Origin of the sequence: Methylophaga sp. UBA3603, from assembly GCF_002375335.1 — a bacterium.
Classification (GTDB): Bacteria; Pseudomonadota; Gammaproteobacteria; order Nitrosococcales; family Methylophagaceae; genus Methylophaga.
This window is the reverse complement of record NZ_DFMC01000002.1, coordinates 122,963-145,830: the sequence shown is the minus strand read 5'-3', so window position 1 is coordinate 145,830 and position 22,868 is coordinate 122,963. Positions and strand designations below refer to the sequence as shown.

Here is a 22,868-nt window from a genome sequence, read left to right as displayed (position 1 = left end):
GGAGCGCCAAACTTGATAACAAGATGGTGAATGAATAAATTACAGAGATAGCCTTGCTCGCTGGTGGCTTTCAAAGGTCTACAAAACATAGGGCAATAATGCTTATAGACATACAAAATATGTCTGCATGAGGAAGCTAACATTTTCTTTCAAATAACAAAAAGGCCCTGCCTGGCATCAGCCAAGGCCCTTATTCTCTGCTTTTTTGGTTCAGTCAACTCCAGAAAAATTTCTTTGCCGAATGTGATCGCCATTTGATATCTTCTCATCGTTAGCTGCTTTGAGTGATTCAAAAGCCAACTCCCCTGAAAGTTGGTTAAAACGTTGTTGTAATTGCTCCAGTTGTTGCCAGGCCCATTGATTTTCCGGCCGTTTCAATAACCAGCTTTGCCAGTCCTGCCGGGTGTGATCGGTATTAGATTCAGCAGTGAGTTCTGCATACCACTGAGCAGCTTCTGCCAGTGCTTGCTGTTGTTGAGGCGTCAAACCTGCTGAAGAAGCGTTCATGCGTCTAACTGTTCATATAACGAAAATAACAGGCAATGCTGCGTGGCTTTGGCCATATATTTTTTGACCGAGCTTTCTGATAGCCCCATTTCTTCAGCAATTTCACGATAAGTCATGCCTTTAAGCTGGGACATTAGAAAAGCAGTTTTCACCTTTACACCCAAACCATCCAGCATGGCATCAATGCGATATAGCGTTTCCAGTACAATCATGCTCTGCTCTGCCGAGATGACTTCCTGTTCCGGTTGCTGCATTAAGGCCTGCAGGTAAGATTGTTCTATCGTGCGTCGACGGAAATGGTCGATCATCACCCGCTTTGCTACCGTTACCAGATAACTGCGAGGTTCACGAATAGCCTCAATTTTGCCATTAAAATCCGGGGCTGATAGCAATCTTACAAACGTATCCTGCGCCAAATCGGCCGCCTGATACGAACAGCTCAAACGCTCACGTAACCAGCTCTGTAACCAGCTGAAATTATTTTGATAGAGTTTTTCCAGGCTCTCTGTACGAGGTGGTGACAATGGCGCATTCATAATTATTACTTACAACCGTTAATGATAATGATTATCAGTTGCATTCTAAGATAATTAATAATTAAGAGCAATTCATAGAAACTATCTTATTTTTAGTTGCGTGAAATAATAATTAAATATATCTCGGCCTTAACGATCCAGCCATTGTCGTAACAAATTATTACGTACTCGGGAAAGCCGATCATATTGTTCTGTTTTACCGTTTTGATTGAACTCTTGACGGAGCGACTGCTCCATATCAAACAGAATCTCCCGTCGATTAGGATTACGTATCCGACTGGTGACCCAACCAACAATAACCAGTCTTTCACCATCATTAACTTCATTAACGCGATGCAGATATGTAGAGGGATATAACAGTAAATCACCCGCATCCAGTTTCCAGCTACGTTCACCGCTGCTGTCTTCTAACACTAGTTCGCCGCCCTGATACTGGGTTTGATCGGATAAGAATAAGGTGAATGAAATATCCGTACGCTGATTGTTTATCAATGCTTCATCGACATGGGTGCCATATCGCATACCTGACTGATAACGGCTTATTAAGAGACGAACGAATTGTTGTGGATAGGTGCTCTGCACAAATAAATCATTGGCTAAAAGGCGTTGTTCCACCAGCTTTAAAATGCCAGAAATTTCCGCCATATCTGCCTGCTGATTTTGCTTTACTTGGAGGGCGGCCCGGCCCGCTGTGCTCAATCCGTCATGGAACGAGACATCCTTAAGCGTTGCCTTTATCGCTTCAAGATCAACTTCTGATAAACATTGTGAGAGATGCAGGATCATATTGAGAATGAGACTCATTTATGGCAAAGTAGATAACTTATCATAACGCCACTCAGAGAGACAGACTATGCAAGAAAATCGTAAAAAATGGGTAAGCCTTGGGGTTGCACTAGCCAGTGGAATCAGTTTGAACACCACCGCAGCAGATATATCACATGATATGCATTTCACCAATGAAAATTTCACGCTGGCTGCGGCTGGTGAAGGCGAAGGTGGTGGTGTCACCGAGACTGATCTGAAGACTAATGATGTCGCTTTTTTAACGCGTTTGGGTCTGATTCGTGGTCATTTGTTAGTAGGTTATGAGTTATATAAAAAAGGCCAGGTCGATATGGCTATCACCCATATGAAACATCCACGCGATGAACTGTATGCGGGTCTGGTGCCATCAATAGAATATCGTGGTGGTGAACGCTTTGATGATGCATTAAGCAATCTGGCCGACAAAGTGACCAGCAAAGCACCTCAAGCTGAAGTGGATGAAGCCTACCAACAGCTTGAAGCCGGCATTAAAGCCGCTGAAGCAGTAGCAAAACCGGATTTAAAAAATACCCTGCAAAGTATTAAAGATTTGATTCGCACAGCAGGTGAAGAATATGCACTGGGCGTAGAAAACGGCAAACTCATTAATCTGCATGAATATCAAGATGCTTATGGCTTTACCCAAATCGCCAAACGTCGACTTGAACAACTTCCCGAAGCAACACGCAACGAGTCAACCGATACAGTTGAACAGGTTGAAGGCTATCTGGAAGAACTGGCCGGTTTATGGCCTAGCATCGCCCCTAAAGGTGATGTTGATGGAGATGCATCCAAGCTTTATGGCGCGGCAGCTCGGATTGAAATAGCTGCCTTAGGACTGTAATAAAACAATCCTCGTTCTAAGTCTGAGCTCAGCACAAACTTAGAACGAGGCATTACTCTAACGCCATTTACCGATGACCTGTTGCCGCCAGCTTAGCGGCAATATAATCGCTGTGCTCGACATGCAACAGGTTACTGATTCGTCGAATAACGTGTTGCTCTATCTGATGGATTTCCTGATCAGCGTTGGCCAGTTGCCAGAGGATATGAATTAATTCAACTTTCTTTTTCTGACTATAGCGATGATTGATTTCCGAGGTAAAGGCAAAATAATCTGTAGCAGATTTGTGTGCCTTTTCGGCTTCAGCAAGCAGACTTTTGGCAGCATCTTTATCGAGAGAAAAACGTTTCTGCAAAATAGATAGCAACATATCCCGCTCTTCATCTTTAAAATGATAATCAGCAGCAATGACTTCTATCATTAACGCAGCGGCTGCAAGTTTCACCGATAAATGTGCAGCATCACCGGTATCGTGATCCTCGAGCAATTCTCGCTGTAAAAGTTGTTTGAGTTTATCGAGCATAGGTTTCTCCTGTACTGAAGTGACAGATTAATCACGCAGCAGTTCTTAAGGATTATTTTGTCGAGTGTAAAATCACAGCCGCCTGATAACGGGGTTTTCCATAACCTAACATGCGATTGAACTCTTTATGAGTCACCGGAACGTAGAAGCTGTCGGTGAGGGTTTTGTCATCATCCCAATCAATATCTGGATCATGAAAATAGACAAAGGTATCTGAAATCGATACCAGCACCACCCAATGCGGTGATTTGTTCTGATTTAGTCGGTAAGAGCTAATCAACACTACTGCCAGTGCGCCCTGGTTCAGATAATCACGTAGTAAATTCACATCGATTTGGCGCATCTGCTGTTCAACTTCCGAGGTTTCCAGTTGTCGCATAAAATCCAGGTGCACACATTCCATCACGGCTTTTTTATCTTCACTACGAACGCCATTTACAAACGGCACATCATCACTATTGGTGATTAACGTAGTGTTGAAATAACGTCGCCATGCCGCCAACGCCAGTCCCTGTGCACTACAGCCGCCATGTCCGGAAGTCATAAATATGGTGGTAGCTTCACGCCATAACTGTAATTCCAGGCCACGATCCAGATGCATCACCGGTTGCAGCGTTTTCATGGCCATCATCAAACTGGCCGGACCACAGGTAAAGTCCGTACTTTGTGAATAATGAAATACCTGCTGATGCAGTTCTTCCGGTTGTGGCTGCAACACCTTCATCATACGTAGGGCGTTGGCATGATCCTCATAGTAGTCAGTGACGATTTCAAACTGGTGATAGCCGAGGCTTTCATAAAGTTTAATTGCACCAGCATTATCGGGCCGCACTTCCAGACGAATAAAACTGCGGCCAGCTGTCAATGCAGCCTGCTCCGCTTCACGCATCAACGCCCGGGCAATTTTCTGATTACGATATTCAGGTAAAACCGCCAGCGAATAGATGCGCCCCAGCGAAGTGCCCCGGGCATATAACAACAGCACATAGCCCATCAATTTTTGTTGCTGCTCAGCGACCAGTAATAAGGCATTAGCCTTGTTGATCATCCATTTAAAACTACGACGAGAGAGTTGATCGCTATCAAAACAGATATTTTCGATATCCAGCAGTGCATCTACATCAGCTAAAGTGGCCGCACGAAAGGTTATCGAATTCGTCTGTTGATTAACTGCCATTTGCATTAGTGGTCAAACCCTCCAGGGCCATTTCGATGACCTGGCGCCCGCGAAACAATACCAGCTCTTGCCATTGGGTCTCATCAGGACAGAAAAAATCCTGCATTGCGTGTTTAATATCCAGCGTTTTCTGATCAGACCAATCGATTTTACCGGACTGTTGTAACTGTTGATCTGCAAACAGTACTTTAAGCATTTGTTGATTGCTAAAAGTACCAAATTCAAGTGTCAGAAAACACACATTATCCCCTTGCTGATGCCAGAAGTAATCATGCAAACCGTACTTTACACCAGAAGTTGAGGTGCCGAGAGCCGGTTCGGTCACTGTCGGGCCAAATAATTGCCGCGCTTTTTTCTGACCGGCAGTTTCTGGGAGATGATCACAGATTAATTCGCCATATCCATAAGGCCCGAGTCCACTATGAATATCTATGACAATAACATTATCGCGTTTTTCCGGTTTAAGTTGTGCGACCAGCTCTTCAATGGTTTGACGTGACCAACTGGCTTTTTCGCCACCGAAATAAAGCGCATCGGCTTTGCTGTATTGGCCTTGGCTGAGCTTATCAAACTGCTCACGTTGCTCCCCAACTAAATCGACTGCGTCCTTTTGCTTACTGAGCTTTTCCCATATCGCTATCGCATCAGCAGAGTCTGGAAGTTTGGCATTAAAATCAACAAAGTTACGGTTGATATCGATACCTTCGTGGTCATTTCGGCTAGCACAGGCAAATCCCCAGGGATTTAATGCATGCACCATAACAACACACACATCGGCGGGTAAACGTCGGTGACGTCCCACAAAATCAGATTGAATTGCTGAGCCTACTCCACCCTCAACACCATGAACGCCTGAAACCAGTACCAGAATATTTTTTGCTTTAGGACTGCCAGCCCAGGCAATATCACAAAACAAACGTTCGTTTTTTGGCCCGCGAACCGGGTGAATAATATTATTGACCCGTTCGACAATGGAGCTTGTTTCCACTGCTGATATGAACTTGTCACGTGCACCAGCATAGCGCTGAGAAAAAACACTCAGAACGGCATCTGCATACATGGCAACAACTCTCCTGTAGATGAAAATTCGGCGAAGAATAGGCGACTTTCATGATTTTGACCAGATAATCAGCATAGTGGCAAAAATATTTATCACAACCATGACACAATCACTTTATGATGCACAAATCGTCTGACTAAATTGATTAGGAGCAACGCTAAAGTCATATGACTAACCATTTGATAATTCTTGAAAATATCGAAGACTGGGCACCTTACTTCCCAAGCGCGCAGGTCATCGCAGTGGATGATTATCTGCAAACCCCCTCCCCCAGTGCGAGTGAGCGTGCGCAAATTATTAACCTCTGTCACGGCCTTGAATATTTAAGTCCCGGCTATTACTGCTCAATGGTAGCTGAAGCACGTGGTCATCGGGTGATGCCGAGTTTGCGCACCATTAATGACTTATCCCGTAAAAGTCTTTATGCCTACGATTTATCGGATTTTGGTACGCACCTGGATAAAGTCATTGCGGCCAGTGATAAACAATCTGAAACCAGTTTTAAGCTGAAAGTATTCTTTGGCCAATGTGAATTTAAAGGCCTGCAGAAGCTGGCAAGACAGATTTTTGAACAGTATCCCTGTCCTATCATCGAAATCGAGTTCAGCCACAAAGGGCACTGGTTAATTTCTGCCATCAAGGCTGCTCCGCTTAATCAGCTCACTGACAGTGAGCAGGATAACTTCGCCAATGCTTTGGATGCATTCAGTCATAAGTTATGGCGCAAACCTTCAAAGCGTCGCCAATACCGATATGACATGGCCATTCTCCACAACCCCGATGAAAAAATGCCGCCCAGTGATGCCACGGCATTAAAACGCTTTATCGCCAGTGGTAAACGTATCGGTATTGATGTCGAGCTGATCACGCCGCGTGACTATATCCGTATTGCCGAATATGACGCTTTATTTATCCGTGAGACCACAGCGATTCATAATCACACGTACAAATTTGCCCGGCGGGCGGAAAGTGAAGGATTGGTCGTAATTGATGATCCGACTTCAATCATTCGCTGTACCAACAAGATCTACCTGAAAGAGCTGCTGGAAAAGCATAACTTGCCGATGCCGGAATCACATTTGCTCTATCGAAACGATAAAACCGGTCTGGAAAAAATTTGTGCTGAAGCGACTTTCCCTTTGGTAATGAAGATTCCTGATGGCGCTTTTTCCAAAGGTGTTATCAAGGTGAATAATGCCGATGAACTGCGAAGCAATGCCGCAGAGTTTTTCCAACAATCGGCAATAATCCTGTTGCAGGAATTTATGTTTACCGATTACGACTGGCGTATTGGAGTGTTTAATAACAAACCGATTTATGCCTGCCAGTATTTTATGAGTAAAGGCCATTGGCAGATTTATAACCACAATACCAAAAAAGGCACGGATTCCGGTAAATCAGCCGCGGTGCCTATTTCTGAAGTTCCGGAAAAAGTACTTAAAATCGCGGCAAAATCGGCGAAATTGGTAGGAGATGGTCTTTACGGTATCGATATCAAACAAAGCGGAAGTCGAGTCGTATTAATTGAAATTAACGACAATCCCAGTATCGATAGCGGCGTAGAAGATGCCTATCTGGGACCGGCTTTATATGACGATATCATGCGGGAATTTTTACGTCGGCTCGAAGCTCGTAAAGCGCATCGTCAGTCTTAAGCATTCCTTAGATATAAAAAAAGCGGTGGCTGATAATTCAACCACCGCTTTTTTTGGTTTAACTTATGGCGATTTAAAACGAGTAGCTGGCGCCTACATGTAGATAACGCTTTTCACCTACAAAATAGCGATAATCGCCACCACCACCGCCACCAAAGTCAGCACGTTCAGCGTATTCAGTGTTAAACAGGTTGTGCACTTTCCCGTACAGCGTCAGATTATTGGTGACATCATGGGACGCCCGCAAATTAAACACATCGTGGCCGTCGTACTTCTTGTCATTGCCATCAGTAATGTAATATTCACTCATATGCACCCACTCTAGTTCAGCACGAGTAACTGGTGTTACATTCCAACCCAGCCGAATATTCCCCATTCTTTTAGGCGCAGTTACTAAATAGTCACCTTTTTCGATACCGCTTCCTGGCTTGTTGAAGTCATACTCATGCTTGGCAAAAGTGACATTTGCACCAATATCAAACAATTCATTAAACGGGTAAAACATGCCAAGCTCCAGACCAGTATGGTTAGTTTTACCATCAGGAACATTTTCGTTGTTTGTATCAGTAAAGAAATAGTCATCTTTCTTCATATGATAAGCAGCAATTTCATACTGCAAGCCATCTCCCACCTTACGAACCCCGATCTCAATGCTATCAATAGACTCTGAATCAGCACCACCGGTACGCGAAGGTCCAATCTGGGCACGGTACAAATCGGTAGTCTGTGGTGCGCGATTACCGCGAGCATAGTTGATAAATGCAGCAGTATTATCGGTAAGCTCTTGAACTAAACCTAGTTTGGGGCTTAAGTTACTAAATGTGTCTTTACCGCTATCTGGACGTAAATATCGCGTACCAAATTCGCGTGAATCAGTGTTGTTGGTGTAGTCGTATTTAGTGTATTCATAGCGTACACCTGCGGTGACACGAGTTCTGTCCAATACCTGCCATTCACTGTGCACATAAGGGGCAACGACTGTGGCATCCACTTCATAGTCATAATGAACACCCTGTAAAAATTGTCCAAATATGGTTGGATTAAATTGAACCTCAGAAAGCTCTCCTTCTGTATATTCAAAATCTGTCCCGAAAATAACTTTGTGGCCGCCATCCAGATCCTTGGTATAAGCAGCTAAAAGTCCCACGCTGCTATGTTTGTTATTCTCCACCGGCTGTCCTGGTAGAAAATGCATCAAAAATTCCATTTCTGTATGGCGCAGATAAGGGGTTAATCTAAAGGTAGAAGAGTCTGTTAACTGGCGTTCCCACTCGGTGGATAACCGGGTCGATTTAGCATCACGATAGGCTTCAGGATTAGGATTGGTACGCGAGCGACTTTCATCTTCATAGGCTCTAAATCCTGTGATATAACCAGCGGTTTCCTGATTGAGATTGGTATGGCTGAATAAGGTTTTAAAGCTGTCGATATCGCCATAATAATCATGACGAAAGCTGACTTTTTGCTGATCGTAGCCCGAGTCACTGACATAGCCGCCGTCAGTTGTTCCATTTACGCTTAAGCGGTAACCATGCTGTCCAATGGTATCGCTCACTGTACCTTTCATTTGATACAAATCATGTGGCCCAATGGAAAGATCAATTTCTCGCTCAAGTTCCAGGGAGGGGGCGCGACTTAAAACATTGATTAAGCCGTGGACGGCGTTAGAACCATACAAGGCACTACCTGGACCGCGCACTACTTCAATCCCGCCAGCTTGCTCATAATTAACTTCAAACAGACCATTTACATTAGCGAAGCCCGCTGCGCGTAATGGAATACCATCTTCCAGAAACAGAAATGACCCGGCACCGGCACCACCGGTTAACACTGGCGAACGAATTGAAGTCAGATGCTCCTGGCCATTACCGCGCTGAATATTGACACCACTGACACGATTGACGATTTCGGTGATGTGATCCGGGCGAACCAAATCGATTTCTTCTTCTGAAATTCTGCCGGTATTCCCCGCTAAATCGAGGATTGGCGTTCCCGAGCGGGTGCCGGTAACAACCAGCTCGTCCAGAGATAAGTCCTCTTCTTCCTGAGCTTAAGCAGGTAAGGCGATATTCATGCTGGCCAGGGCCATCAATATGGGTAATTTGCGTAAGGTTGGCATGAGCTATGGTTCCTAGATTATATGTTGTAAAAATTTAACGAATTTTCTCATGTTGTCTTTTTACAACACATCAGAAAAATCCTTAATTGACGTTGAAAAACGTCCTATCATCCCCATCTAATGACCCAGATCAATTTTTTTCGAATGAGCCCATGGAATACAAAGACTATTACAAAATCCTTGGCGTAAGCCGGACAGCAACACCAGAGGAGATAAAAAAAGCCTATCGCACACTGGCTAGGAAATATCACCCTGATGTCAGCAAAGAGGTGAATGCCGAAGAAAAGTTCAAAGAAGTCGGTGAGGCTTATGAGGTGCTGCGCGATAAAGAAAAGCGTGCACAATATGACCAGTTTGGTGGACAGTTCCGTCACGGTCAATCGTTTTCTCCACCTCCAGGCTGGGAGGAAAATGTCGGTGGCTTCGGTCAGGGTAATTTCAGCAGCTTTTTTGAAAACATGTTTGGTGGCATGGGCGGAATGGGCGGCGGTCAACAGGATAACTTTTTTGCCCGTGGTGAGGATGTAAGCGCCAAAATTACTATTTCACTGGAAGATGCGTTTAACGGCGCGAATAAATCGATTCGCCGTCCTGCCGGTGCCACGCAAACGGGTACCGTTAACGTCAAGATCCCTGCCGGCATCGAACCGGGTAAAAAAATTCGTTTAAGCGGACAAGGTAAAGCTGGAATGAGTGGTAAAGCGGGTGATTTATATCTGGAAATCCAGATTGCCCCACATTCGCTTTATCGGTTGGAAGGCAAGGATGTCTACCTGGATTTGCCAATTACGCCATGGGAAGCAGCATTAGGTGCCAAAATTACCGCCCCAACTTTAGCTGGAAAAATTAGTTTGAATATCCCTGCGGGCACTCGAAGTGGTCAAAAAATGCGTTTGAAAGGCCGCGGGCTTCCCGCTAAAACGCCCGGTGATCAATTTGTGGTTTTACAGATAATGACTCCTCCGGCGACGACTGCCGAAGCGAAAAAGTTTTATCAGCAAATGGCTGAAAAACTTCCGTTTAATCCAAGAGAGAACATTGAATAAGCATTTTGAGGTAGAGACAAAATGATGAATAAACTGAAATCTGCTGTTATCTGGTTGGCCGGTGTAACTCTGTTGACGCAGGTTGCGGTGGCTGCCCTGCCTTTGCCATGGCTGGATGATGATAATCAAATGCCCACGCTTGCACCGATGCTGGATCAATCCAAACCTGCCGTGGTGAATATTGCCACACGTAGTGAAGTCAGAATTCAGGATAATCCATTATTAAATGATCCGTTTTTCCGACGTTTTTTTAATTTACCTCAACAACAGCAACCCCGTACTCGTCAGGCCCAAAGCCTGGGGAGTGGCGTTATTGTTAATGCTAAAGAAGGTCTGGTATTAACCAATAATCATGTGATTCAGCGTGCAGACGAAATTACTGTATCCCTGCACGATGGCCGTACCTTTCAGGCTGAAGTAGTAGGCAGCGATCCAGCAACTGACGTGGCCGTGATTCGCATTCCCCCCGAAAAACTTACCGCTCTGCCACTGGCGGATTCCGACAGACTGCGGGTTGGCGATTTTGTGGTCGCTATTGGTAATCCGTTCGGCCTTGGCCAAACAGTGACATCCGGTATTGTCAGTGCTTTGGGACGGAGCGGTCTGGGACTTGAAGGTTACGAAAACTTTATTCAAACCGATGCTTCCATCAATCCCGGTAATTCGGGCGGTGCATTAGTTAATCTGCGAGGTGAATTAGTGGGTATTAACACCGCTATTTTTTCACCGAATCAATCCGGTAATGTAGGGATTGGCTTTGCTATTCCGAGTAATCTTGTCAAACAGATTACTGATCAGTTACTGGAATATGGAGAAGTTCGTCGTGCTTATCTGGGTGTACAGATGCAAGACATTACCCCAGAACTCGCTCAGGCATTTGGTATTGAAGACAACCGTGGCGGCGCCGTAGTAACCAATGTAATTAAAGATTCTGCTGCTGAAAAAGCGGGTTTAAAAGTGGGTGATGTGGTGACCGCTGTCGATGGCGTTTCGCTGTTAAACGCTGATAACCTGCGTAATACCATCGGTTTATTGATGGTGGGCCAGACTATCAAGCTGGACATCATTCGTAATGGCAAGGAAAAGACCCTGACGGCAAAAGTTACTGAAGTCCAATCCAGTAAAACCCAAACTGGCGATGTGCATCCGAAACTGCGAGGCGCCACTTTTGGTGATATCGAACAAAGCTCACCTGCCTACGGCAGAATTCAAGGCATTATGCTGTACTCGGTTGAACGTGGCAGCCCGGCCTGGGTCGCAGGTTTACGTAGTTATGACATTGTCACCTCGGTCAATCGTCAACCGGTTGCCAACCTCGAACAATTCAAACAACTGGTTTCTAATCAACCGGAGTTATTACTTAATATTGTCCGGGATAATCAGGCTATGTTCTTGCTATTACGATAAGGACTCTGGCGCGGAGCCCAGCTCCGCGCCATCACCAAGATTCTCGGACAGCAACTGGGTAGATCCTTGGTTTTTTTAACCTATAAATCGTGTTGATATTCTACTGTTCGATTCCTACATGCGGCTTTTGCCTGGTAAAGTGCCTCATCAGCCTGTTTAATTAAGTCTGCGGCCTGTTTCTCACCGGTAGGCACCATGCTGGCCACCCCACAACTTATTGTTACGTAATCTGCCACGCTGCTGGTTTTATGCTCTAACGCTATGTCATAAATGTTTTGACGCATCCGTTCAGAAATATCTATTGCGTCTTTAGGCCTGGTATTCGGCAATAATACGCAGAACTCTTCACCTCCAAAACGGATGGCAACATCAGTTGCTCGAAGTAAACTTTGCTGCATCACATTCGCAACTGATTTTAAGCATTCATCGCCTGTCTGGTGACCATAGGTATCATTGAACTGTTTAAAAAAATCTATATCTGCAATGATGATAGAAAAATGATTTTTATTGGCTAATGCAGCTGACCATTCTGTTTCCAGATGCTCTGCCAGATAGCGTCGATTTGAAAGGCCAGTCAGGTCATCTATTTCTACCAGCTTTTCCAGTGCGGACTGAACTGTCTTATATTCCGTCATATCCCGCATGGTTTCGACTACTGCAATCAGATTCCCCTGAAAATCATAGATTGGGCCTGAATCAAAAGCGATATAAAGCCTTCGGTTTATTCGTGGCAGATAGCACCAGTTATCTGCTTGATAGCCTTTACCATAGGCTGAAGGTTCAGCATGGTAAACATATAGTTTATCGAGCTCATCAATGCGATTTTGCACCAGCAGGTCTGCCAGGCAGGGTCGTTTTTCGGAATAAAAGGCCTGCCAGTGGTTATCGGTACCAATTACTTCTGAGGCTTTAATACCGGTCAGCCGTTCACAGGCTTTATTCCAGATAATCACTTTTCCTGTGTCATCAAGCACAAAAGTTGCTGTAACTAAATGCTCCATCAGATTAATAGCAAACTGCTGTTGCTGAAGACTATCCAAGATTATCTTCTCCCAGAAAAATCGTATTCCATACTATTCCGGCATATAAGTTACCTCTTTATACGGAATGTATTTTTCCTATACAAGCTTGGGAGGATATTCCTGCAAAATAAATTGCAAAAGTGTGTCCACTTCAAATGCTTTTTGTTGAGATTAAAACTCCTTATTTCACAACCCGTTTAATGCCTTGAATCATTAGTAGCACTACAGCGCCTGCAACAACACCCACTCCTGCGTTAAAAAGTTGTGGAACGATAAAAGCACCCACCGCATTTCCTACATTCAGGCTTTCCAGCCAGTGATGCAAAAAAGCTAAACCATGCACCAAAATTCCGCCGCCAACCAGAAACATAGCCAACATTCCAACGACTGATAAAAATTTCATAAATTTGGGGGCAAGCCATAAAATGCTCTGTCCCACTGCACGTTTAACTTTTGCAAACCAGTCTTTTCCTGCGCTTGTAATCAGGGCCAATCCGGCATCATCAAATTTGACAATTCCGGCGACTAAGCCGTAAACACCAAAGGTCATTACTAAGGCAATTAATGAAACCACGATAGTTTGTGTCATTATCGGAGCGCCTTGAGCAACGCCTAATGAAATAACAATGATTTCTGCAGATAAAATAAAGTCTGTACGTATCGCCCCTTTGATTTTGCTCCTTTCGAATTCAGCAATATCAATTTCAGGTGTCGTCACAGCATGGACTAATTCATTATGATGCGCGTCGTCTTCTGCCTCATCATGAATGTACTTGTGGGCCAACTTCTCAACGCCTTCAAAACAAAGATATAAGCCTCCCAGCATCATTAATGGAGTGACCAGCCATGGCAAAAAAGCACTAATTGCCAAGGCAGCCGGAACCAGAATCAGTTTATTTATTAAAGATCCCTTAGCGACAGCCCAGACAACAGGTAATTCTCTGCTGGCATCAATGCCACTAACCTGCTGAGCATTTAAGGCAAGATCATCGCCCAATACACCGGCTGTTTTCTTGGCGGCGACTTTTGTCATCAGCGTTACATCGTCAAGTAACGTGGCAATATCATCAATTAATGCAAGTAAACCAACGCTGGCCATAACTTTCTCTCTAGGTAGTTAATTACCTGTGGATTATAGAGATGTTTGTTGATTGATTAGCAGATAATATTGTTATTTATAGTCCCATCTCACTGAGGCCAGGATAATCATCCGGACGTCGGCCCTGTGGCCAAACCAGTTTGCGTTCAGCTTCACTTATAGGCAGATCGTTAATGCTGGCATAACGGGTTTTCATCAACCCATTTTCGTCAAATTCCCAGTTCTCGTTACCATACGAGCGATACCACTGACCTTGTTCATCATGCCATTCATAGGCAAAGCGAACCGCAATCCGATTTTCGGTAAAAGCCCAAAGCTCTTTTACCAATCGATACTCCATTTCGCGCTGCCATTTTTTCTGTAAAAAAGCTTTGATCTGTTCTCGTCCAACAGGAAATTCCGCACGATTTCGCCACTGACTGTCGACGGTGTAAGCTAAAGCAACTTTTTCCGGATCACGACTATTCCAACCATCTTCAGCCATTCGAACTTTTTGTTTCGCTGTCTCGATTGTAAAGGGTGGAAATGGGGGCTTCTGTTCATTTTGTTGCATTGTATCTCTCCCAATTTAAGGTATACCGATTTGTCTACATCAAGAATAGACAGATCGGTATACCTCTGTCAAACTTGGTGAAGTTTTTATAGGTGTTCACTATGGATAAACGTCAGCAATTAATTCACACCGCATTTAATCTGTTCTATCAAAATGGTATTCATGCCGTAGGAATTAATCAGATTCTGCAAACAGCCGGGATTGCGAAAAAAACCCTCTATCATCACTTTGCCAGTAAAGAAGAATTAATACAGGCAGTAGTCGAATATCGTGATGATAAATTTTACAACTGGCTAGCGTCGCGGCTTGAACAGGTAAAACCAGGCTATGATGGACTGAATGAATTATTTGATGCAGTTGATGACTGGATCCATAATCGTGTTGATGTGCTAACAGATTTCCATGGCTGTTTTTTTATTAACACTTGTGCGGAATATAACGATCCAAACCATCCCGTATATCTACAATGCCAGCAGCATAAAACCAGAGTTAACAGCTTAATTGAAAGACAGATTCGTGCCTTGGGAATTAGCGAGTTAGCCATTCAATATGTCACCGAGTCCATTAGCCTGTTAAAAGAAGGGGCTATAGTGACGGCCCATGTCCAGGGTGATTTAACGGCAGCACAAAAAGCTAAAGCGATGACCTGGATTGTGTTGGCCGCCTATCTGAGCTGAATAGTGGCGCTTGATAGAAAAAAAGCCGCTTAATCATCATAAGCTCTGCATTTATCTTAATATTTACCTACATTTACATAGCTTGAACCAAACTTACAAAGAAAAGACCTAAGCTGCTTATCAGTTACAAGGCTCTTAAAGTGAGGTAAGCATAATGGCTAATTCAAAAATTACCAAAACATCCATACTGCTGATGTTTTCATTATTCATCATCGGTTTTTCAGTAAATCAGGCCAGAGCCGATGTCAGAATAAATATCGGGCTTGGGTATCCAACCGGCTATGTGGATCACCGCCATCATGATTATGTCGTACAACACCATGCTCCTCGTTACAGCTATAACAAGCATTATTACAATCAACCCAAAAAGTATTATTCAAAACATAAACACCATTACCACCAGCCAAAAAAATATTATTCAAAGCATAAACAACATCCGAAATCCTATCGTGACTACGATAATCACCGTGACCAGTACCGCTACGAATCCAGAGGAAATCATCGGAATTATGAACATCGGGAACATCGCTATTATCGATAATTGACTGTTCATTGATAACTGGCAGATCGTTTTAGTTATAAAAGAAAAGCCCCATTCGGGGCTTTTCTATGGTTTATTTTAATTAGAAGCTGTAACGCACATTAGCCGCTACGCTACGACGTTCGCCGTAACCACAATCAAAACCTTCTCCACGACACCAGGAAATAAATTCTTCATCAGTCAGGTTTTTCGCATCAACAGTGAAATCCCAATCACCTACGGCATAACCAATCATGGCGTCATATAGCGTTTCAGAAGGAATCTCCGGAGCGCCGCCGCCACCTACGACATCACCAATATAGCGAATGCCCGCACCAACACGCCAATGATTTCCCAGGTAGAGTTTATTCCACCATGAACCAGTTTTTTCAGCCAAAGCAGACAGTCGGTCTCCGGTATTATCATTTTTTGCGTTTAAGTCCGTATAAGCAAATTGAGTTTCGAAGTTCTGCCAGCGTTTGTTAATTTGCAGTTCCCAACCATCAATGACTGAACCAACCTGCTCAACACCACCAGGAGTCTGTCCCTGAACGATACGATTGGTTTCCGTAATATCGAAATAAGCCATTGTGACAGCCAATGTTTTATCTGGAGAGAGATATTTAATACCAATTTCTTGTTGCTCACCGGTGGTGGGTTTTAAGGTATTGGCTGCAGAAGTGCCATCAGTACCGAGGTTCATGCTAAATGCTTCGGAGTAACTGATATAAGGCGATAAACCATTATCAAACCTGTACATTAATCCAACTCTGCCAGTTGTTTCCTGCTCATCACTCGTGACATTGGGTCCGTTTACAGCAAGTTTCCGGTTTTTGGCGAAATCACGCCGTAAACCAGCCGATAAAACCACTTTCCCAATTTCAATATGATCAGCCAGGTAGATACCAACTTGTTGTATTTCATTATCATCACGATCTACCGGATTCGCTAGGGCTGCAGTATTTAAGTTTCCGTATTGCGGATCATAAAGATTAATAATTCCACCACCGGTTGAATTAGAAATATAATTTTCTTCCTCCCATAATGCATCCTGTCTATCCCAGCCAATAATTAGGTTATGACGGGTTATACCCAAATCAAAGACACCTGAAAGACGCGTATCCAGATTAAAAATTCTAGTTTGACGATCAGCTGTATGAATACTTCGTGCAATATTGCCTTCAGGAGAAACAACTGCTCCCACCCTGGCCCAATGCTCGCGAGTTTTGGTACTAGATTCTGTGTAACGAGCGGTAGTAGAAAATGACCAAATATCATTAAATTTGTGATCAAAAAAGAAAGTTAATTCCGTTTTCTCTCTATCATATCTATCCCAGTCAGGCTCACCAACAAAGGTTTCTGAACCGACATAACCTAAAGGTCCTCGATCAAGTGTGCCGGTTTGTGGCAAAAACTGAGCAGAAACCTGGCCTCTATTTTCCTGGCGATTTAATAAGAAAGAAAATGTTGTGTCATCTGTGGGACGCCACGTTATAGATGGAGCAATTACATAACCATCATCTTCAACATGATCGACCTGAGTATCAGCATCTCGTTGTAAACCAACAACTCTATACAGCAGTTTGCCGTCATCTGTCGCAGGGCCAGTCACATCAAATGCAATCTGCTTACGATTATGAGAACCATATTGTCCCCATATCTCACCTTGCTGTTCAGCTTTTGGTAATTTTGAAACCGAATTGATAACCCCACCCAGATCCCCCTGTCCGTATAACATGGATGAAGGTCCTTTCAGTACCTCAATACTTTCCAATGCATAAACGTTGGTTCGAACACTGTTATACGAACCATAGAGTTGTCTTAAACCATCAAGGTAAAGGCCAGGGGAAATACCGCGGACTTTAGCACTATCGATTCGGGTATCAGCACCAAATGCGCCAGAGTAAACACCGGAGGTATACTGTAGAGCATCCTGAATATTTTTTGCCCCAGTATCTTTCATGAAATCATCATCGATAATAGACATCGAAAATGGCTGATCCATTATCGGCACATTTAATTTACCAACAACTGGTTCTTCTTCCAGCTCGATATAACCTAACGAATCAGCACCAGTCGAAGTTACTTCTACTGTCGGCAAATCCAGAGACTTTTCTTCGGTTTCTTCAGCGATAGCATTAGCTGTAAATACGAACATAGCTAAGACGGCCGGGGCACAAAACAACCGGTTTTTTTGAACAGATGGATACATTACAGATTCCCAAACGATTTATTAAAGCTAAATGATAGTGATTTAGATTTGCATAATGTAAAGAAATGTAACAATTCTGTCAATTTGTATGTTTGAAATCACAAAACGGATTTTGGTTTAAGTGTGTTGCAAGCTTTGCCGTACAAATTTGTTTAAATTGGCAAATACCCGTGACAAGTGCCAGTTGATGAGTCAAGCTTTACATAAAATAACGCCTCAGCCCAAACTTGATTACCAAAAGGAAAACGCTTATGAAAGGCAGCCAAAAAGTCATTGATTTACTTAATAACCTCCTCGCCGGTGAACTGACCGCGATGGACCAATATTTCATTCATTCCAGAATATACGAAGACTGGGGGCTGACACGATTATATAACCGTATTTCTCATGAAATGCAGGATGAAACCGACCATGCCGATCAGATGATCAAGCGTATTTTGTTTCTGGAAGGCATGCCCGACCTGACACACCGCGAACCGTTACGTGTAGGTCACACCGTACCGGAAATGCTGCAAAACGATCTGGATCTGGAATACGCTGTGGTCAAAAATCTGCGGGAAGGTATCGCGCTGTGTGAAAAAGAAGATGATTACGAAACACGCCAGATGTTACTTAAACAACTGGAAGATACCGAACTAGATCACACCCATTGGTTGGAACAACAGCTAGGGTTAATTGATAAAATGGGTTTGAGAAATTACCAGCAAGCCATGACGCTAGCTGAAGCATAAATGACTATTTTTTAATTGATTTTACGCATCCCAATACGGTTTCTCTTCGCCAAAGTAGCCTGACATAGCATCTAGAAAATATCTGACTTTAGAAGATTTCAACCGATTCGCTGGATAAAGCGCATAAATCTTTTGTGGTTCGGCTTTTTCTGATGCTTCCCATGATTGTAGTAAAGGCACCAATTCACCGGATTGAAGATACTTGCTTATCAGCCAGCGTGGGAACAACACAATTCCTTGCCCTGCAACGGCCGCATCAACCAGAATATCGGCATTGTTACTATATAAATTTCCGGTGACCTCAATGCCTTCAAATTTTGCCTCTGCATTGGGTCTAAAAAACCAGCTCCGCCGTCCCATACTGCCCTTATAAATTAGACAATTATGCTGAATCAGCCCCTTTGGTTCTGACAGCTCAGCCATTGAATCCACATACTCAGGTGCAGCACACAAATCATACTTTTCATTGGCAATTTTTTTATAGTTCAAACTGGAATCGGCCATTCCCCCAATACGGATTACAACATCCACGCCCTCGATGATCGGATCAATATAACTATCTGTTAATACCAGCTCGATGTTTATATCTTTATATTGTCGCTGAAACTTGTGAAGTAATTTGGTTAGATGCAATCGTCCAAAAGACACTGGAGCATTGATTTTTAGATTGCCTTGGGGCACCAAAGCACTTCCCTTAGCAAGCTCGGTTGCCAGTTCAATACTAATCAGTGCTTCTCTGACCTCAGCAAAATAGATCTCCCCCACTTCCGTTAGCTTGACCGCTCGAGTATGACGATAAAACAACCGCTGACCCAATGATTTTTCCAATCCAGCGATATAACGTGAAACAGATGAAGGCGGTAAATCCAATACTCTTGAAGCAGCTACAAAGCTACCTGCCTGTGCCACAGCCACAAATACTTTCAAAACATTCATGCTCATAGTGCAATTATCTATTGTTATTTACGTTATTGATTGAATTTAAGCATCAATAGACAATCACCACAACTTTTACTCAGGAAACGACATTCGTGCAGATCATTATTTACCTATTGGTACTCATCGCTGGGATGGGGTTGTCCATTGAAGCCGGATTGCTGGGACCATTGGGTATTCAAGTCGGTCATCTCGCGGCCACCTTATCCATCTTTATGATCGGCTCAATTATTTTGTCACTGATCCTGATCTTTTTTGTCAAAACCGATCTCAACAAATTGTTTAATCAACCCAAATGGTTATTAACTGGCGGCGTATTAGGACCGTTGTATGTAGTGTTTCTGACAATTGGCACGCCCATTGTTGGTCTCGGTGTCACCATGACCAGCGTGTTACTGGGACAAATCGCCATGAGTCTGGTCATTGATCACTACGGTCTACTGGGCTCGGTAAAACGATCCATTGATCCTTATCGCATCATGGCTATCGTCATGATTCTGTCCGCTCTTTGGTTATTAAGTTAGGAACACATGATGACATTCACATTAACCATCTTAATGCTTACACTCGGCGGCATTGCTTTATCGGTGCAATCCTCAATAAACGGTAATCTTGGTAATAAAGTCGGCGTCATCGCCAGCTCATGGCTGACGTTTATTGTCGGCTTTGCGATAACCTTTCTGCTGTTTTTCTTTTTTGAATCTCCCCACGATCAAACACTACTCACCGCTCCGAAATGGCAACTTATCGGTGCGTTATTCGGTGTGGTATATATGGTCGTTGTCGTCTTCGCCGTGCCGAGAATAGGTATCGCAGGCACTACCGTTTCGGTTATCTCCGGCCAATTGATGATGAGTTTATTGATTGACCACTTTGGCTGGCTGAATAACGCCGTAATCACCCTTGATGCAGAACGTTATCTTGCGGCTATATTATTGATTGGCGCGATAGCCATGATTTATTTGAGCAATAAAAGACGCGAAGCAGCACTTCTATTAAATGAACAGTAAATAAATTAAAACGAGTGGTTTTTTATAAATATTAGAACTCATTCGGTAGGGTGTCATAAGCCTGCTGAGCTTCCAGTACATACTCAATATTACCTTCTGACCAATTTTTAATGCCATCTAATAAATCGATCAGAGTTTGCCCAAGCGGTGTTAATGAATACTCCACTTTTGGTGGAACGGTCGGATAGACCTTACGGTTAACCAGGCCATCACGTTCCAGTCCTCGAAGGGTTTGCGTCAGCATTTTCTGTGAAATACCATCCAGCTCCCGACGTAGCTGCCCGAAGCGTTTTGTCTCTTCAGCCAAAGCCCCCACAGTAAGTACTGTCCACTTATCCGCAATCCGATCCAGCACTAAACGGGTGGGACAGTTTTTATTATAGACATTCCATTCAGCCATAAGCCATTGTTTCCATTTTATAGTCACTTTTTAGTATGTATAGCACTTTAAAGTGCCTTCTTGCGGAAAGATACCGTCACTCATAGTATTTCTCTTGCCAATTAAAAGCAACTCAAAGGAAAACATCATGAAACGTTATTTTTTAAACATCATCGCATTTACAACTTTATTATTTAGTGGAACACACGCAATGGCTGATCAAAACACAAACCCAAACTTAACTTTGTTGAGCAATTTTGCTGGCGAGGTATTTGTTAATAAAGACCTCTCTAATCTGGATGCATATATGAAAAAAGATTACATCCAGCATAACCCTGCCGTCGCCCAAGGCAGCGAAGGATTTAAAGCCTTTTTTGCTGACTGGTTTGCCGCTATCCCCGACTTTCATTATGAGCTGAAAAACATCATCGCTAATGATGAATTCGTTTGGGTCTACGGGACTTATTCAGGTACCCATGAAAATGAATGGCTGGGCATTCCAGCCACTCAAGCCGAGTATAAGTTTGATGCGATTGATATCTTCAGAATTGAAGATGGAAAATTAGCTGAACATTGGGATGTGATGGATTTGCATACCTTATTCACTCAGTTACAAGCTAAGTAATCGTTATTCAAAAAGCAGGGCTTCGGCTCTGCTTTTTTTGCTTTATTTTCAGTAACCAAACGAACTGCTACTTCCCAAATCCCCTTTTGTGCTGCCGATAAAAATAGTTATCTCAGGATTAGAAATCGGAATGTTTGAGCGCAGCGAGTTTTTCGATTTCCCTGAGATAACTATTTTTATTGGGAAGCCGCAGGCCAGCACAAGGGGTGCCCTTGGGTTGTTAGGGAATTGGGCACGCAATTCCCTGACTCGCAATCATGCGAAATAAATGAGGTTGAGATATTCAGCTTAATCTCATGAAGCATGTACTTTACTTATTTTACTGCTCTCAATTTATTCTCGGGAAAGCTAATGTCTGGCAAAAACTCTTTTATGACATTCTCAGTTAAACCTAATTTTACTAAAACTCTTTTCCATGATCCGAAGCCAATCCCATTAATCATTGATTCCAATAACGCAGGCTGTTCAAATGGAATTTGTTCATCTAATGGTTCACCTTTTGCCCATCCCTTTTTATTAATATACATATAACCAGAACGCATCTGATCTTCAGATACCAGACCTAAAGTCTTGGCTCTGAATAATAACGCTTTGAAACTAACCTTGAAATACAGTTTCAATTTATAGATATTTTTCCAATTTAAGCTCTTAGTACCTCTGGTTATTGGAAAGCTTTCTATTGCCTTACTGAAGGTTACTTTCGGCATTAAGAAAGCACTAGCAAAATAGTTAGCCTGTTTTTCTGTTAATTTACAGCCTGTATCAATGCCCTCATGCATAATTAAATGACCTAATTCATGTGCTAAGTCAAAGCGATACCTACATGGATTATTTTTGGCATTATTACGAATAATAATTGGACGCTTTGTTGATAATGAAAAGGCATCAACTTTTTCATCAACCCCATCGACCGTAGTAATAATTACACCTGCATTTTCTAAAACAATTGTTATGTCAGAAATAGGACCTAAACCTAACTCCCATTCTCGCCTTAATAAATCAGATAGTTTTTCAATACTTGCAGCGTTAATATTTTCAAAATCATTATCAAAATTTACTCGAAAATCATTTAAATCGTAATAACTCTCAATTTCAGAAATAAGATTTGTCAAAATCTCCGCTCTAGCCATGACTGTGTTTGTAATTGTCTTTGTTCTAGTTCTTATACTTCTGAAGTGGCACTGCTCTTCAACAACTGGTGCTCCTCGTTCAGAATAAAAAAAACTCTTTTCTACACCTAGCTCCTTGCATAGCAGCTCAAATTGTGAATCTTTAGGCTCTTGTCCTGACTCCATTTTGGAGACATTTTGTCTTGTTACATTGAGAATTGAACCAATATTATCTAAAGAAAGTCCTTTAGCAAGCCTTGCCAAACGGAGCTTATCGCTGCGATATATTTGCAGACCTTGAATTTCATTCATTT

24 protein-coding genes are annotated in these 22,868 nt (G+C 43.1%); 10 read left to right on the top strand and 14 right to left on the bottom strand.

The annotated features are described in order from the left end of the window. Positions 1-210 precede the first annotated feature (210 nt). The 3 genes from B4F66_RS01310 to B4F66_RS01300 form a co-directional block, all read right to left on the bottom strand. Positions 211-507: a DUF4880 domain-containing protein gene (locus B4F66_RS01310; protein ID WP_292358435.1), complete on the bottom strand. Its 297-nt coding sequence runs from the start codon at positions 505-507 to the stop codon at positions 211-213. Further along, positions 504-1,043 carry a sigma-70 family RNA polymerase sigma factor gene (locus tag B4F66_RS01305; protein ID WP_292358437.1) on the bottom strand — a complete coding sequence of 180 codons (540 nt, stop codon included), beginning with the start codon at positions 1,041-1,043 and terminating at the stop codon, positions 504-506. The genes B4F66_RS01310 and B4F66_RS01305 overlap by 4 nt, the downstream gene beginning before the upstream one ends. A 129-nt stretch (positions 1,044-1,172) precedes the next feature. Further along, positions 1,173-1,829, bottom strand: coding sequence for a Fe2+-dependent dioxygenase (locus B4F66_RS01300; RefSeq protein ID WP_292358697.1), 657 nt, complete (start codon positions 1,827-1,829; stop codon positions 1,173-1,175). Positions 1,830-1,896: 67 nt separating this feature from the next. Here B4F66_RS01300 and B4F66_RS01295 point away from each other — a divergent pair, with 67 nt between their 5' ends. Then, positions 1,897-2,694, top strand: a complete 798-nt coding sequence (locus B4F66_RS01295; RefSeq protein ID WP_292358438.1) for a 4-helix bundle domain-containing protein — start codon at positions 1,897-1,899, stop codon at positions 2,692-2,694. Positions 2,695-2,761: 67 nt separating this feature from the next. On the opposite strand, the gene B4F66_RS01290 is transcribed toward B4F66_RS01295, so the two are convergent. Genes B4F66_RS01290 through B4F66_RS01280 form a run of 3 tightly spaced genes read right to left on the bottom strand, consistent with a single transcriptional unit; the run spans position 2,762 to position 5,454 of the window. Continuing rightward, positions 2,762-3,217: a tellurite resistance TerB family protein gene (locus tag B4F66_RS01290; protein WP_292358440.1), complete on the bottom strand. Its 456-nt coding sequence runs from the start codon at positions 3,215-3,217 to the stop codon at positions 2,762-2,764. A 52-nt stretch (positions 3,218-3,269) separates the two neighbouring features. Next, positions 3,270-4,400 (bottom strand): GNAT family N-acetyltransferase/peptidase C39 family protein, encoded by a 1,131-nt coding sequence (locus tag B4F66_RS01285; protein ID WP_292358442.1) that lies wholly within the window; start codon positions 4,398-4,400, stop codon positions 3,270-3,272. Further along, entirely contained in the window at positions 4,384-5,454 is a 1,071-nt protein-coding gene (locus tag B4F66_RS01280; RefSeq protein WP_292358443.1) for a DUF2817 domain-containing protein, read from the bottom strand. Before B4F66_RS01280 ends, B4F66_RS01285 begins: the two co-directional genes overlap by 17 nt. Positions 5,455-5,621: 167 nt before the next feature. On the opposite strand from B4F66_RS01280, the gene B4F66_RS01275 reads away from it, so the two are divergent. Then, complete coding sequence (locus tag B4F66_RS01275) at positions 5,622-7,109, top strand: RimK family ATP-grasp domain-containing protein (RefSeq protein WP_292358445.1); 1,488 nt, start codon at positions 5,622-5,624, stop codon at positions 7,107-7,109. Positions 7,110-7,182: 73 nt separating this feature from the next. Here B4F66_RS01275 and B4F66_RS01270 read toward each other — a convergent pair whose 3' ends face one another. Then, positions 7,183-9,093 (bottom strand): TonB-dependent receptor, encoded by a 1,911-nt coding sequence (locus B4F66_RS01270; RefSeq protein WP_292358699.1) that lies wholly within the window; start codon positions 9,091-9,093, stop codon positions 7,183-7,185. A gap of 287 nt (positions 9,094-9,380) precedes the next feature. Between B4F66_RS01270 and B4F66_RS01265 the strand changes: the two genes are divergently transcribed. Further along, positions 9,381-10,274 (top strand): DnaJ C-terminal domain-containing protein, encoded by an 894-nt coding sequence (locus B4F66_RS01265; protein WP_292358446.1) that lies wholly within the window; start codon positions 9,381-9,383, stop codon positions 10,272-10,274. Positions 10,275-10,295: 21 nt separating this feature from the next. Further along, the gene (locus B4F66_RS01260) at positions 10,296-11,681 is read left to right on the top strand and encodes a DegQ family serine endoprotease (RefSeq protein ID WP_292358448.1); all 1,386 of its coding nucleotides are present in this window, start codon (positions 10,296-10,298) and stop codon (positions 11,679-11,681) included. Between the two features lie 80 nt (positions 11,682-11,761). Here B4F66_RS01260 and B4F66_RS01255 read toward each other — a convergent pair whose 3' ends face one another. The 3 genes from B4F66_RS01255 to B4F66_RS01245 form a co-directional block, all read right to left on the bottom strand. Continuing rightward, positions 11,762-12,721 (bottom strand): diguanylate cyclase, encoded by a 960-nt coding sequence (locus B4F66_RS01255; RefSeq protein WP_292358450.1) that lies wholly within the window; start codon positions 12,719-12,721, stop codon positions 11,762-11,764. Positions 12,722-12,884: 163 nt separating this feature from the next. After that, positions 12,885-13,802 carry a DUF808 domain-containing protein gene (locus B4F66_RS01250; protein ID WP_292358452.1) on the bottom strand — a complete coding sequence of 306 codons (918 nt, stop codon included), beginning with the start codon at positions 13,800-13,802 and terminating at the stop codon, positions 12,885-12,887. A 76-nt stretch (positions 13,803-13,878) separates the two neighbouring features. Next, positions 13,879-14,355 carry a nuclear transport factor 2 family protein gene (locus tag B4F66_RS01245; RefSeq protein ID WP_292358454.1) on the bottom strand — a complete coding sequence of 159 codons (477 nt, stop codon included), beginning with the start codon at positions 14,353-14,355 and terminating at the stop codon, positions 13,879-13,881. A 101-nt stretch (positions 14,356-14,456) separates the two neighbouring features. Between B4F66_RS01245 and B4F66_RS01240 the strand changes: the two genes are divergently transcribed. Together B4F66_RS01240 and B4F66_RS01235 are read left to right on the top strand one after the other, a co-directional pair. Beyond that, entirely contained in the window at positions 14,457-15,032 is a 576-nt protein-coding gene (locus B4F66_RS01240) for a TetR/AcrR family transcriptional regulator (protein ID WP_292358455.1), read from the top strand. A 154-nt stretch (positions 15,033-15,186) separates the two neighbouring features. After that, positions 15,187-15,573: a hypothetical protein gene (locus B4F66_RS01235; RefSeq protein WP_292358457.1), complete on the top strand. Its 387-nt coding sequence runs from the start codon at positions 15,187-15,189 to the stop codon at positions 15,571-15,573. Positions 15,574-15,655: 82 nt separating this feature from the next. Here B4F66_RS01235 and B4F66_RS01230 read toward each other — a convergent pair whose 3' ends face one another. Next, positions 15,656-17,710 (bottom strand): TonB-dependent siderophore receptor, encoded by a 2,055-nt coding sequence (locus B4F66_RS01230; protein ID WP_292358459.1) that lies wholly within the window; start codon positions 17,708-17,710, stop codon positions 15,656-15,658. A 305-nt stretch (positions 17,711-18,015) separates the two neighbouring features. On the opposite strand from B4F66_RS01230, the gene bfr reads away from it, so the two are divergent. After that, complete coding sequence (gene bfr, locus B4F66_RS01225) at positions 18,016-18,495, top strand: bacterioferritin (protein ID WP_292358461.1); 480 nt, start codon at positions 18,016-18,018, stop codon at positions 18,493-18,495. Between the two features lie 21 nt (positions 18,496-18,516). Here the strand turns inward: bfr and B4F66_RS01220 are convergent, their stop codons facing one another. Further along, positions 18,517-19,437, bottom strand: coding sequence for a LysR family transcriptional regulator (locus tag B4F66_RS01220; protein ID WP_292397685.1), 921 nt, complete (start codon positions 19,435-19,437; stop codon positions 18,517-18,519). 89 nt (positions 19,438-19,526) lie between these two features. Here B4F66_RS01220 and B4F66_RS01215 point away from each other — a divergent pair, with 89 nt between their 5' ends. Together B4F66_RS01215 and B4F66_RS01210 are read left to right on the top strand one after the other, a co-directional pair. Next, the gene (locus tag B4F66_RS01215; protein WP_292358464.1) at positions 19,527-19,955 is read left to right on the top strand and encodes a DMT family transporter; all 429 of its coding nucleotides are present in this window, start codon (positions 19,527-19,529) and stop codon (positions 19,953-19,955) included. 6 nt (positions 19,956-19,961) lie between these two features. Beyond that, positions 19,962-20,441 carry a DMT family transporter gene (locus B4F66_RS01210; protein WP_292412777.1) on the top strand — a complete coding sequence of 160 codons (480 nt, stop codon included), beginning with the start codon at positions 19,962-19,964 and terminating at the stop codon, positions 20,439-20,441. Between the two features lie 31 nt (positions 20,442-20,472). On the opposite strand, the gene B4F66_RS01205 is transcribed toward B4F66_RS01210, so the two are convergent. Continuing rightward, positions 20,473-20,841: a winged helix-turn-helix transcriptional regulator gene (locus B4F66_RS01205; protein ID WP_292358467.1), complete on the bottom strand. Its 369-nt coding sequence runs from the start codon at positions 20,839-20,841 to the stop codon at positions 20,473-20,475. A gap of 127 nt (positions 20,842-20,968) precedes the next feature. Between B4F66_RS01205 and B4F66_RS01200 the strand changes: the two genes are divergently transcribed. Continuing rightward, positions 20,969-21,445, top strand: coding sequence for an ester cyclase (locus B4F66_RS01200; RefSeq protein ID WP_292358469.1), 477 nt, complete (start codon positions 20,969-20,971; stop codon positions 21,443-21,445). A gap of 314 nt (positions 21,446-21,759) precedes the next feature. Here B4F66_RS01200 and B4F66_RS01195 read toward each other — a convergent pair whose 3' ends face one another. Further along, positions 21,760-22,866: a helix-turn-helix domain-containing protein gene (locus B4F66_RS01195; RefSeq protein WP_292358471.1), complete on the bottom strand. Its 1,107-nt coding sequence runs from the start codon at positions 22,864-22,866 to the stop codon at positions 21,760-21,762. Positions 22,867-22,868: the final 2 nt, after the last annotated feature.